A 12,208-nucleotide genomic window follows, 5' to 3' on the forward strand; every position below is an offset into this window, starting at 1 on the left:
TGTTTACCCTCTGTTTCGTTGTTAGCATTTAATCCGAATCTGAAATGAACGAGTCATGGACGCGTTTCCAGAAGGGGAATGGCCGGAAGCGCGCAAAGCGGATTTTCTCCTCCGGTACCCGGAATTGAATCGACTTGACTTCCTTGTGAAGCATCGTCAAGTGGTCAATTGTCACTTCAAAATCGGTGCGGTTGACTGGCTTTAGCATGCACGTATGATGCGCAGGTAGAATAAGCGGCGAACCAACCGTTCTGAACACACGGTTGTTAATAGACGCCATTTCAGTAAGCTGCAGTGCTTCAATGGACGGATGAATGATTGCTCCGCCAAGCGCCTTGTTATAGGCGGTACTTCCTGAAGGTGTCGATACGCATAGCCCGTCGCCCCGGAACCGTTCGAAATGCTGGCCGCGAATATCAACATCCATGACAAGCGTTCCTTCAAGTCCCTTTACAGTTGATTCATTGAGTGCAAGGTATCTTGATTCCTTGCCGCCATGCTGGTAGCGGATAATCACTTCAAGAAGCGGATATTCCACAACCTGGTACGGCGTCTTCGCAATCGCAATGACGAGCTTCTCGATTTCCTCCGGCACCCAGTCCGCATAAAAGCCAAGGTGGCCCGTATGGACGCCAACAAACGATGTTTTGGACAGCCGGCTGCTGTAGCGGTGAAAAGCGTAAAGCAGCGTACCGTCGCCGCCAATCGAAATGACGATATCCGGCTGGTCCTCGTCATAAACAAGGTCAAAATCGAGCAGGTACGTCCTCATCTTATGCATTAATGTATTCGATTTCTGGTCTCCCTTTGTCGTAATCGCAAATTTCATAATCAGATACTCCTCAACTTTGACATTCCACTTGCCCTTTCCAAGCCGGGGATCAGGATTGCCCTTTTTTATCCTGTTGGCTTTCTTTTTTTCTTGTAAAAAAAGCCTGGGCCTCCTGAATTTCCCCGCGGATGAGCGACATCTCCTCATCAAGGCGGAAAGCCGCTTCTGCCGCGCGCTGCAGCCTGTTTTTAATATCTTCAGGGAATTGGCCCTTATATTTATAGTTCAATGAATGCTCGATGGTTGCCCAGAAATTCATTGCCAGTGTCCTGATTTGAATTTCAGCAAGAATATTCTTTTCCCCATGGATGGTTTGGACCGGATAACGGATAACAACATGATAGGAGCGGTAGCCGCTCGTTTTTTCATGAGAAATATAATCGCGTTCCTCAACAATCTCAAAATCATTCCGGTTGCGGAGAAGCTGGACGACTGTCCGAATATCATCAACAAACTGGCACATAAGCCTGAGCCCAGCAATATCCTGCATTTCCTCTTCCAATCTTTCAAGCGGAATGCCTTTCTGATTCGCTTTGTCAAGAATGCTCGCAATCGGCTTAACCCTGCCAGTCACAAATTCGATTGGGGAATGGCTGGTGTCCAGATGAAACTGGCTTCTCATCCCTTTTAACTTAATCTTCAACTCCTCAACAGCCTGTTTATATGGTGCGAGGAACGTTTCCCAATTCTTCATTCCTTCTGTCCCCCCCAAGCATGAAAGCGGGGCAGCCCCGTGTGCTGCTGCGCTGGCGTTGCCGCATGTTTTAGAATATGCTTTCTACCCGTGACACCATTTCATCGCCGTAATTCCCATTTCCTTTAATGTTTTCAATAAGGTATTCAAGCTCCGAATAGAAATTTTCCATTTCCACCCGGCTTCCTTCAAATTGCAAATATACTTTAAGCTGCTGTCCAAAGCCCTGTTTTAATTCTCCCCACAGCTGTTCTGGCAGGCTTATGTATGTATATTCCTCATCCTTTTCCATTAAATAAATAAACGATAAATTGTCTGAATCGACAAGCATCTGACCTCTTGGCACGAGGCCCTCAATTCCTTCAGCAGTCTCGAGGACAAGTTCCTCTTGAATAAGCTTTGCATTCGTTACAGTAAGTTTTGTTTTCACGAAATCAACCTCCATCTATCAATTCACTATTTTAGCATACTCACAGCCAATCTCCCAAAAATTGCATCAACCAAAAAAACAAAGGATAATGAATGATAAGCAATTAGAAAAGCAGGTGTACGCATGGAACAGAATATTGAGATTGAATTTAAGAATATAGTGGAAAAAGATGAATTCAACAAGGTTGCCCAGGAATTCAAGCTGGGCCTATCCGACTTTAAACATCAGGCCAATCATTATTTTGACACATCCTTATTCCGGCTAAAAGATGCAGGTTCAGCCCTCCGCATCCGGGAAAAGGACGGTAAGCGAGTGCTGACCTTAAAGCAGCCATATGGAGATGGTTTGCTCGAAACACATCAGCGTCTTTCAGAAAAGGAATTTGATGATGCTATCAATCTTGGCAAGCTCCCCGAGGGACAGATTCAGTCAGAAATTGAAAAGCTCGGGATACAATTTGAAGAACTTGCCTATTTTGGCACACTGGAAACATCGCGTGCAGAAACTCAGTATAAAGAAGGACTGCTCGTACTCGATCATAGCAGCTATCTAGGTACAGAGGATTATGAACTGGAATATGAAGTGGAGGATTATCATCAGGGGAAGGAAGTCTTTTATGCTCTTTTGAAGCAGCTTGGAATTCCTAAACGGGAGACCCTTAATAAAATCCGCCGGTTTTATAAAAGAAAGCTTACACTTGAGACTGAAAGCAATTAAAAGAAGCCATCAGTACGAGCCATCATAATTTAAGGTTAAGCAGACGTCAAAAGCCTGCCTCGTGAAACTTTAAATAGTGTCCCTCGATGATTACCTTTGTATCATCCATATATGAAACGGAAATTCAGATAAAAGAAGAATTCAATTATCAAGTTAAAGCCAAAAATGGCAGGGTGTTTCCTTTTACAGAGCGATTTATTTGAGATATAAATAGGGCATTGCTAAAATAAAGAGACATTCCACATAGAAACAGTGGATAGATATGAAAACAAGCAATTCAAAGGAGTTGTCAACATGACCGGGAAAATGCCTGTGCCTTATGAGGCCCTCGGAAAAGAAACATTGCATCGGCTTGTAGATGCATTTTATGGACTCGTGAGACAGCATCCTGATCTTGCCCCTATATTTCCAGATGATTTAACTGAAACTGCCAGAAAACAAAAGCAATTCCTGACCCAGTATCTCGGAGGGCCACCCCTTTATACTGAGGAACATGGACACCCAATGATGCGCGCAAGGCATTTGCCTTTTCCAATAACTCCTACACGTGCCCGCGCCTGGCTTTCCTGCATGAGCCAGGCAATGGATAAAGTTGGCCTGGAAGGTCCGTTGCGGGAGGACTTTTACGCCCGGCTTACGCTGACAGCCCAGCACATGATCAATACGCCTGACGGCGAAGAAACTATAGGTGAGCAGGCATGATGGAATACGATAAACGCTTCATGAACAGCCAATTACCCCATCATTGCCACGGCACTGAGAAGAAACCGCTCGAAATTTATATATTTATCGATCCTCTATGCCCGGAGTGCTGGGCAATGGAGCCGATTATAAAAAAACTGCAAATTGAATATGGACGTTATTTTTCAATGAAGACTGTCTTAAGCGGAAAGCTTACCATGCTGAATATGGGTAAAAAGAAGAAATTCGAAAGCATTGCCCAGCTCTGGGAAAAAACCGCCAGCCGCTCCGGTATGTCATGTGATGCAACCCTATGGCACGAGAATCCCGTTATCTCCCCATATATTGCATCCATTGCCATCAAGGCAGCAGAACTTCAAGGAAGAAAACCCGGCGCCAGGTTTCTGAGAAGGCTTCAGGAAGTGCTTTTCCTCGAAAAACAGAACATCTCGAATTTCGATGTCCTGAAGGAGGTCGCTCGTACCGTCGGACTTGATGTCGAGGAATTTATAACGGATATCCATTCCGAAACAGCAGCAAAGGCATTTCAGCAGGATTTAAAGATCACAGCTGAAATGGAAGTCGAGGAGAGTCCTACCCTGGTTTTCTTTAATCAGAACTCCGATGAGGAAGGCATCAAGATTGCCGGATATTATCCTTATGAAGTGTATGTCCAGGTACTTCAGGAAATGCTTCCCGAGGTGCCACAGCAATCCCCTCCGCCGCCATTGGAAACCTTCATGAAGTTTTTCCGTCTGGTTGCCTCAAAGGAAATCGCTGTCGTTTATGACCTGTCGATCCCCCAGGTCGACCGCGAAATGAAAAAATTGCTCTTAAAACAAAAAGTTGAGCAAATACCTGTGAAGTACGGAACGTTCTGGAAGTATGTAAATCAATAGACACATATTATTTTCCACACCAAAAGGCCATCCCGGCTGTGAATCGGGATGGCCTTTTTCTTATATCATTTTCTTCATGAAAATGAAAAATGCCCCGCTGCGGCAGGGCATTTTTCTATAAAATACGAACAAAGGGGATGGGAGAAATTTTTCACGGTTCAAACAAAGGGGTATATGTTTGTTGTGATCAACTTCACGTATAAAATATATCATGGGTAGCTGTACTTTTTCAATATGAATGTGCCTTTTTTCACATAATTGTCATATTCTCCGACCAAGCCTTTCCAGTAAGCGATTTCAGAGGAGCACGATAGTTGACAACAGGAAAAGCGGAAGCGCCGTATGGACTCCTCGAAAAAGCTATCACTTTTTCTTCGTGCGATGCTGATGCTGCCGAAGCCTTCCTTGTGGAGGGCCTCGAAGGAGATAAAGGAAACACGATGAGCTCAAGCGAATCGATGTTGACTTATCGTAACGAGGGGACCGAAGTACACTATGCGCTAGGCGCTCCTCATTACGCTATCGCGTAATTTCGTGCGAAGCCTATGCTGCCGAAGCCTTCCCTGTGGAGCTAGACAGTTCTCAAAGAAAAGATATACTTTTTGATATTTAAAAAATTTCTACTTGCTCGTTCATGAATTGACAACTTGGACAATAAATTAAAAATAATGCTTACATATTGGAGGCTTTGAGATGAACGGATTCAAGCTGGCGATCCTTATCCTATTATTTATCTTTTCCCTATTTCTGAATTTCCTTGGGCTTATGAATATTTTTCCCTTTCTAATCAGCGCCCCCCTTCTGTTTATCTCTATCTTCTTTCTCATATCAATGTTTAATCACCGCCGCCGCTTCCGGGGTTTTTAACAAAGGGTTCCGTTTTCGAGTGCTTCTTTTTGGGTTGAGGAATCAGGTTAAGCCCTCGAGCTGATAAATAGACGGAAGGATTCCGCTTAATTAGTGAAAAGCATTTAAAATCGCTTAAATAGACGGAGAGATTCCGTCTATTGACTCAAAACATATGAAAATGGGGGCTTTTACTTTGTATAACCGGAAAACCTCCCCTTATTCTCACCGATACGAACTCCATTCACCATTTAACCGGAAAATCTCCGCTTATTTTACTTCGGCTGGTTACTCAACTTATTTAAAGAGAGTGTTTTTATCTCTATCTCCTCATTTGATGCATTAAGGTGAACCGTATCACAACGAAGAAAAGCGGCTGCCAATAGGGCAGTCTTTTTTATAGTTGAAATAGAATTTATTTACAAAAAACCAGAACCCTTTTTGATTTCAAACGTCTAAACAGTAGGATTCCAAAATGGGGGAGAAAAGAATGGTTGAGGACGAAATAAAAGATTGGTTTGACCATTATCATCAAACGATATTCAAATACATCTTTATGCTTACAAAAGACTATCAACAATCAGAGGACCTAACCCAGGAAACCTTTTTGAATGCATATAAGCGGGTCAGTGGAACAAAGAATTAAAGGATTTTTGCCAGACTCCCCCCTTTATGGTCATAATGTTAAAGAAGTAAGTGTTGCTGGGCAGCGGGCTGTACTTTACGAACCCACAACAGAGTACGGCGTTACTGAGTTGTATATTGTCACCAAGAAATATGTTTACTACCTATCAAATTCTGGATTATACGATGAAAAGCAAGGAAACAGCGAGGAACTAATCCAGCTTGCCAACTTATTTAATTTTGAAGCAGAGAAATAAAACGGCAAGAAATATTCTGTTCTCTTTTAATAAACATAAAAATGCTTGGACATGTCCAAGCATTTTTATGTTTTTATTAAATAGCGCCCCATCTTCATGTGTTGTAACGGTCCTCAGATCCGTTAGCTTAGCAGCTGTTCCATTTCATTCAGCTTCTCTTCAAATACCTTGCAGGCACCTTTGACAGGCTCTGGGCTGGTCATATCGACGCCCGCCTTCTTGAGTACTTCGATTGGATAATCGGAGCTGCCTGCCTTCAGGAAGTCCAGATAACGCTTAACAGCCGGCTCGCCTTCCTCAAGAATTTGCTTGCTGAGCGCAGTAGCAGCACTGTAGCCAGTCGCATACTGGTATACATAATAGTTGTAATAGAAATGCGGGATCCTGGACCACTCAAGCCCGATTTCCTCATCAATCGTAATATCCTTGCCGCCGAAGTATTTCTTGTTCAGCTCATAGTAATCCTTTGTCAATGACTCGGCTGTCAGCGGCTCATTGTTCTGGGCCTTGGCATGGATATGATGCTCAAACTCGGCAAACATTGTCTGGCGGAACACCGTGCCCCTGAAGCCTTCCAGGAAGTGGTTCAGCAGGTACAACCGCTTTTGCTCATCGTCAATTGTTTTTAACAAATAGTCATTGAGCAGCGCTTCGTTGCATGTAGAAGCTACCTCGGCAACGAAAATGCTGTAATTTCCATACGGATACGGCTGGTTCTTCCTTGTATAATAGCTGTGGACCGAATGCCCGAATTCGTGGGCAAGCGTGAACAGATTGTTGACATTGTTTTGCCAGTTCATCAGGATGTATGGGTTTGTGCCATATGCACCTGACGAATACGCTCCGCTCCGTTTCCCTTTGTTTTCGTGGACATCAACCCAGCGGTTCTCGAAGCCTTCCTTCAAGATGTTTTGATATTCCTCACCAAGCGGTGCAAGCCCGTTTAACACATACTCGCGTGCTTCGTCATAGGAGACGTCCATCTTAACATCCTTAACAAGCGGAGTATAAAGATCATACATATGCAAATCATCAACACCGAGCACCTTTTTGCGCAGCTTCACATAGCGGTGCAGCAAATTGAGATTGTCATTGACAGTACCCACCAGATTATCATAGACACTTTCAGGAATGTTATTAGCCGCAAGCGCAGCATGGCGGGCAGAATCGTATTTCCTCACCCGGGCATAGAAGTTATCCTTCTTAACCTGTGCCCCAAGCGTCGAAGCAAATGTATTGCGGAACTTCCCATACGTATCGTAGACAGCCTTGAAGGCATCATGGCGGACACGCGGGTCAGCGCTTTCCAGGAAACGCGAATAGCGGCCGTGGGTTACTTCGACTTCCTCGCCGTTTTCATCCTTGATTGCAGGGAATTCAAGGTCTGCATTATTAAGTGAACCAAATATACTTGAAGATGCCCCCATCACTTCGCCGGCTTCAGCAAGCAGTGCCTCCTGCTCCGCGCTCAAAACATGCGGCCGCTGCAGATTGATTTCCTCAAGGGCATGTTCATACAGCTTCAGCTCCGGCTTTTCTTCCAGGAAGCCATTGATCTTTTCAACGTCAACCGCCAGGATTTCAGGAACAATATAAGCCAACTGGCTTGCTGCCTGGGAATACAGTGCCTTCATCCTGTCATCAAGACCCTGATAGAAGGAGTTGCTTGTATCCTGATCATAACGCATATGCGCATATGTATACAGCCTGCCAAGCCTTTCCAGCAACTGGTCCTGCTCCTTTAATGCGGTATACAAACTTTCAGCACTCTCACCCAGCTTGCCGCGATGTGCCGCCACGCCGGGAATCAGCGCCTTAACATCTTGGAATTCCTTTTCCCACTCATCATCCGATGCAAAAATATCTTCAAGGCGCCATGTCTCCTCAACAGCAACCTCACTTCTCGCTGGCAATTTTTTTACCGTAGATTCATTCGTCATAATTCATCCTCCATTCGACATTTCGACTTTCGAAGTAATACCATTAATACTATTCTCGCTTTTTTAAAAAATTCCTGCAATTAATTTGAATAACAAATTTTCATCTCTATTATTCCCCAAGCTTGAAATTTCAGGTATTCCTCCGGTAAAATTCATCTTCCATCGCCATTTGTTCCGCTGTTGATCCAGGAAAGAGCATTTCTTTTTGTAAAAGGAAGACGCCGTCTTGTTTATGTACAAGAAAACCCAGCGCGGCGAGACGCGACAAGTATTCATAAGCCAACGCTCCCAATGTCATATCTTTAGCAAGCGGCAGCACGCGCAACCGGATATCTCCCCGGGCACAACGCTTTTCTAAACTTTGAACGATTTCCTCGACCGTCACAAAACTGCCTGGTGTTTTTTTAAAAAGAAGATCTATAAAAAGATAGGTTTGCCAAATGATTGGGAATGCAGTAACTGAAACAGAAAAGAAACCAGGCTGGCCAATTTGTGGTGGGAGCAGGAACAAATTCTTTCCTGCTGTGTACAGATCATTGAGGAATTTGGTGTGGATTGTTGCCGGGTTTGCGCCAATTAACAACTTGCTCTGCACAAGCTTTCGCCTCCATAGGGATCCAGGAACCTGTTGTAATGATGGAGGAATTAGAGCATCTCTGAGACGGGCGCGATTCAAATGAATCTGTGCCTTCGATGCGAACGCTTTTGAAGTTGAGTATGGGGATATACTGTGCAACAGGGTGAACCTCCCTGTATCTGGACAGAAAAAAGGAATAAAGCCGGGCCCATTAAGTGCGTCCCGATAAAATAAATAATGGAAGCCTGAAAGCTGGACTGTCTTTCCGGAATATTTCGGCAGATGGGTCGCACCAAGAATCCAAAGCGGGATATATCCCCTGCTCTCATATCCCTGTGTTCTTTTAATAAAACATTCTTCCGGAATTGTACTGCATTGAAATTCGAGGGCGTAATGACGGTTTTGATGGAGAAAGGTAATATCGGGGCGCTGACGGATGTAAGGGTCATATTGTTCGACTGCTGCTGGTATGCCCTGACGTCTGAGCCAGTTGAAGAGTGCAAGCTTTCCTGCCAGATGGTACTCAGATTCTCTGTCATACTTGCTCTCCTCGCAACCGTCCTTGAGATGCGAAAAGTGAAAAATCCTTTTTGTTCCTAATTTCAGGATGACTTGCTCTCCGCAGGAAGGACAAAGAAATTCCTCATCGTCCCGAAGCTGTTTCAACGCTTCCCTGCTATAGCCATGGGCAAGGCAAAGGGTCTGGCCGTTTTTCAATTTTGCGGTCAGCACATGCTATCTCCTCCTTTTTCTTTCTCTATATTAAATTCTCTTTCCGTGGGCCAACTCCTTTTATATGGTAAAACTTTTTAAATGTGTGAAACAGTAAGCATCTTCAAAATTAATAAAATACCCAGCCGTTTGCTTTGTAAGCGGCTGGGTTTTCGGTAATAACTCAATATTCATTTATAAAAGGAACAGTGTACCACGCCTTAATAGCCTTAATAAGCCTCCCCCAACTAACAACTAAAGCAGCGGTGAGAGGAGCCTTGAGGTCGATTCAAGAAGTCTGTTTCCGAAGTGGCGCTGATTGAAGCTGTTGAGTTCCAGCTTTTTTGATTCCTTAATATCATTCTCATATTCAGCTACCAGCTTCCTTGTACTCTCTGTACGATAAAGGAAGGCATTTACCTCGAAGTTCAGATGGAAGCTCCTCATATCCATATTGGAAGTTCCAATCGAAGCTAGCTCGCCATCAACAATGACTATTTTACTATGCATAAAGCCCCGCTTATACTCATACACCTTCACGCCAGCTTCAAGCATCTCTGGAAAGTAGGAACGTGATGCATGGAAAACAATCCATTTATCAGGTTTATCCGGCACAAGAATCCGGACATCAATTCCGCTCAACGCAGCAATCTTCAGGGCAGAAAAAATATCTTCATCCGGAATGAAGTAAGGCGAGGCAATCCAGACTGATTTTTCTGCAGCGGTAATCATCGAGAATAGCATATTCTTGATTGTCGTATGTTCATTATCCGGTCCTCCCGCTATTAAATGAACGCCACCGTGGAATCTGCTTCCTTTAACATGTGGAAGGTATTCCTCGGTTAGAAGACTGTGATTGGTCATATAGTACCAATCCTGTGCAAAGATGAGCTGAAGGCTTCTTACCGCTTCCCCTTTCAGCATTAAATGCGTATCTCGCCAAAAACCGATTTTCTTGACCCGGCCCAGATACTCATCGCCAATATTCAGGCCGCCGACAAAGCCGACAATTCCATCAATCACAATAATTTTCCGGTGGTTTCTGAAGTTGAATTTACTGCTCAGGAAAGGAAGCTTTACCGGCCCGAAGGCTACAATTTCAACGCCAGCCTTTTTCAAGCTATTGATATATTTCTTTGACAGCCTCCATGATCCTACATCATCGTACATTACCCTTACCTTGACACCTTCGCGTGCTTTCTTCGCAAGTACAGCCTTTATTTCTTTGCCAATTTCATCGTCCCGGAGTATATAATACTCAAGGTGGATATGATGTTTTGCTTTTTTTAATTCCCTAAGGATGTGGCCGAATGTTTCTTCTCCATTTGCCAACGTTTTCGTTTCAGTTGTAAACGAGATGGGGGTGTTCCCAAGCTTTTGTGCAAGTGAAACCAGCCTATGCTGCTGCCCAACAAATTCTGAAGGGGTTTTATTAGGCTCAGGGACAACTTCGCCCTCAACTGTCAGATATACCTGCTTATCAAGGATATACTTTTTACGGTACATTCGTTCCTTTTTGTAATTCCTTCCAAATAGGATATAAAAAATGAATCCGAGAAGAGGCAGGCTGCCAAGGACGACCAGCCAGGTAATGGTCTGGGTAGGATGCCTATTTTCCAGGAAGATAACAAGACCTATAAAAATGACAGATAACGAGAATAAAACGCTTATAATACCAAAAATATCCCATTTAAGGTAATCCTTGAACAGGTAGATGCCGCCTGACAAGATTAAAGCAAAAACGATAATTCTTACTGTGTTCTTCAATTCTTATCACCGCCGTTATCCTACAATACGTTCTTCAGTTGAGAAAAGTTTCTATATAAATGAATTAATTAGTCCTTACGGGAATTCAACTCCCCTAATAGAAGAGGAAATCCACTGCATTTTTTAAAAAACCCATTCAAAACCACATAAAAAAAGCCGGCCTCAGAGCCTGATGGACCTGGGTCGGCTAGTAATTAAAAATACTTGCGCAATTCGGCAAAGACATTTTGATTGATAACTTCTTTCCCGTATTCCTCTAATCGATGAATGGTTAGCTGGCTCTCCTCCCCATATTCCAGGAGAATGCTGAGCAGGTCGTCAATTTTATCCTCCTCAAATTTTCCTTCCGGGAATTCGATGTATAAATAATACTTGTTTTCATAATGGAACAGTTTTGTATCAATTTCATCCAAACCGCCCCGTTTTGAAAGCTGGATGATGTCCTCAAAGTCTCTGAATGAAAGAAGGAAATCCATGCCTTCCTCTTCGCCAAACCCATCTTCATCCCCTGGAGTGAAATGTTGTTCAAGGATATCTTCGAGTTGATCATCTATTGGCAGGTCCTTCACTTTTTCATGAGGAATCGGCAATTCAAACTTTTGTCCGTCCTTGGACATTTGTGCCTTTGTGACCAAAACTTCGAGCCCTTTATCAAGCGCTTGAACCTGTATCCAAAGCGGGCCTTCGACAGTGAACTCTTCTTCCTGATGGATTTCGTCCATCATTTCCCAGAAAAGTTCCTCGCTGCGTTCCCGGTTGTACCAGATTTCCTCGCGATCGAAACCACGCTCTTCTATATCAATATACGAAATATAAAACTTGACTGTATTTTCGTTAATACGTTCTATCTCCATATTTAACTCTCCCTTCCGGCAGCAAGAGTGAAGGGACTGATTACCCCCATGCAGACGGTATTGCTTATCTATTACCCATATGAAGACTGTTTATTCTTTGTACAGCCTTGTACCTTTATTTTATGACAATCAAGGGAATTAGGGAAACAAAAGATACCAATTCTTGAAAAATGAGCATATGCCCTTAGCACAGTCATACAGAACCATTTCCTGTAGTTTTCCGCTGCAGGCGCTTCGCTTTCCACGGGCGGCCTGGGAGCCTCCTCGGCGCAAGCGCCTGCGGGGTCTTCCACTGACCTTTTCTCCCGTAGGACATTGAATAATCATCCTGAAAAAGCACCGCAGGAGAAAATGCGCTTTTTGCATTTTCGAACGAGTC

The 12,208-nt window shown here is 43.8% G+C and carries 13 protein-coding genes; 6 read left to right on the top strand and 7 right to left on the bottom strand.

Going from position 1 to position 12,208, the window contains the following annotated elements; all coding sequences use genetic code 11:
- Window positions 1–28: 28 nt before the first annotated feature.
- The 3 genes from TY16_RS17080 to TY16_RS17090 all read right to left on the bottom strand — a co-directional run bounded on the left by TY16_RS17080 (window position 29) and on the right by TY16_RS17090 (window position 1,956).
- Entirely contained in the window at window positions 29–829 is an 801-nt protein-coding gene (locus TY16_RS17080) for an NAD kinase (RefSeq protein ID WP_043933031.1), read from the bottom strand.
- Window positions 830–881: 52 nt separating this feature from the next.
- The gene (locus TY16_RS17085; protein WP_043933032.1) at window positions 882–1,526 is read right to left on the bottom strand and encodes a GTP pyrophosphokinase; all 645 of its coding nucleotides are present in this window, start codon (window positions 1,524–1,526) and stop codon (window positions 882–884) included.
- A gap of 70 nt (window positions 1,527–1,596) precedes the next feature.
- Window positions 1,597–1,956, bottom strand: a complete 360-nt coding sequence (locus TY16_RS17090; RefSeq protein ID WP_043933033.1) for a hypothetical protein — start codon at window positions 1,954–1,956, stop codon at window positions 1,597–1,599.
- A gap of 123 nt (window positions 1,957–2,079) precedes the next feature.
- Between TY16_RS17090 and TY16_RS17095 the strand changes: the two genes are divergently transcribed.
- The 6 genes from TY16_RS17095 to TY16_RS17115 all read left to right on the top strand — a co-directional run bounded on the left by TY16_RS17095 (window position 2,080) and on the right by TY16_RS17115 (window position 5,980).
- On the top strand, window positions 2,080–2,673 hold the full coding sequence (locus TY16_RS17095; RefSeq protein WP_043933034.1) for a CYTH domain-containing protein: 594 nt from the start codon (window positions 2,080–2,082) through the stop codon (window positions 2,671–2,673).
- 294 nt (window positions 2,674–2,967) lie between these two features.
- Window positions 2,968–3,375 (top strand): globin domain-containing protein, encoded by a 408-nt coding sequence (locus tag TY16_RS17100; protein WP_043933035.1) that lies wholly within the window; start codon window positions 2,968–2,970, stop codon window positions 3,373–3,375.
- Complete coding sequence (locus tag TY16_RS17105) at window positions 3,375–4,253, top strand: ClpXP adapter SpxH family protein (protein WP_269320350.1); 879 nt, start codon at window positions 3,375–3,377, stop codon at window positions 4,251–4,253. The genes TY16_RS17100 and TY16_RS17105 overlap by 1 nt, the downstream gene beginning before the upstream one ends.
- A gap of 314 nt (window positions 4,254–4,567) precedes the next feature.
- Window positions 4,568–4,783, top strand: a complete 216-nt coding sequence (locus tag TY16_RS17110) for a hypothetical protein (RefSeq protein WP_043933037.1) — start codon at window positions 4,568–4,570, stop codon at window positions 4,781–4,783.
- Window positions 4,784–5,589: 806 nt separating this feature from the next.
- Window positions 5,590–5,745: an RNA polymerase sigma factor gene (locus TY16_RS25815; protein WP_081773023.1), complete on the top strand. Its 156-nt coding sequence runs from the start codon at window positions 5,590–5,592 to the stop codon at window positions 5,743–5,745.
- On the top strand, window positions 5,729–5,980 hold the full coding sequence (locus tag TY16_RS17115) for a hypothetical protein (protein ID WP_043933038.1): 252 nt from the start codon (window positions 5,729–5,731) through the stop codon (window positions 5,978–5,980). The genes TY16_RS25815 and TY16_RS17115 overlap by 17 nt, the downstream gene beginning before the upstream one ends.
- A gap of 122 nt (window positions 5,981–6,102) precedes the next feature.
- Here TY16_RS17115 and pepF read toward each other — a convergent pair whose 3' ends face one another.
- The 4 genes from pepF to mecA form a co-directional block, all read right to left on the bottom strand.
- Entirely contained in the window at window positions 6,103–7,920 is a 1,818-nt protein-coding gene (gene pepF, locus TY16_RS17120) for an oligoendopeptidase F (RefSeq protein ID WP_043933039.1), read from the bottom strand.
- A 130-nt stretch (window positions 7,921–8,050) separates the two neighbouring features.
- Window positions 8,051–9,229 (bottom strand): competence protein CoiA, encoded by a 1,179-nt coding sequence (locus TY16_RS25320; protein WP_052342775.1) that lies wholly within the window; start codon window positions 9,227–9,229, stop codon window positions 8,051–8,053.
- 234 nt (window positions 9,230–9,463) lie between these two features.
- Window positions 9,464–10,975 carry a cardiolipin synthase gene (gene cls, locus TY16_RS17130; protein WP_043933040.1) on the bottom strand — a complete coding sequence of 504 codons (1,512 nt, stop codon included), beginning with the start codon at window positions 10,973–10,975 and terminating at the stop codon, window positions 9,464–9,466.
- Between the two features lie 194 nt (window positions 10,976–11,169).
- Window positions 11,170–11,829, bottom strand: coding sequence for an adaptor protein MecA (gene mecA, locus TY16_RS17135; protein ID WP_043933041.1), 660 nt, complete (start codon window positions 11,827–11,829; stop codon window positions 11,170–11,172).
- Window positions 11,830–12,208 lie beyond the last annotated feature (379 nt).

It is taken from the genome of Bacillus sp. EB01, from assembly GCF_000613125.1.
GTDB lineage: Bacteria > Bacillota > Bacilli > Bacillales > Cytobacillaceae > Bacillus_D.

Coding starts and splice junctions, on each gene's coding strand:
- TY16_RS17080 (WP_043933031.1), bottom strand. CDS start 829: ATGAAATTTGCGATTACGACAAAGGGAGACCAGAAATCGAATACATTA.
- TY16_RS17085 (WP_043933032.1), bottom strand. CDS start 1,526: ATGAAGAATTGGGAAACGTTCCTCGCACCATATAAACAGGCTGTTGAG.
- TY16_RS17095 (WP_043933034.1), top strand. CDS start 2,080: ATGGAACAGAATATTGAGATTGAATTTAAGAATATAGTGGAAAAAGAT.
- TY16_RS17100 (WP_043933035.1), top strand. CDS start 2,968: ATGACCGGGAAAATGCCTGTGCCTTATGAGGCCCTCGGAAAAGAAACA.
- TY16_RS17105 (WP_269320350.1), top strand. CDS start 3,375: ATGGAATACGATAAACGCTTCATGAACAGCCAATTACCCCATCATTGC.
- TY16_RS25815 (WP_081773023.1), top strand. CDS start 5,590: ATGGTTGAGGACGAAATAAAAGATTGGTTTGACCATTATCATCAAACG.
- pepF (WP_043933039.1), bottom strand. CDS start 7,920: ATGACGAATGAATCTACGGTAAAAAAATTGCCAGCGAGAAGTGAGGTT.
- mecA (WP_043933041.1), bottom strand. CDS start 11,829: ATGGAGATAGAACGTATTAACGAAAATACAGTCAAGTTTTATATTTCG.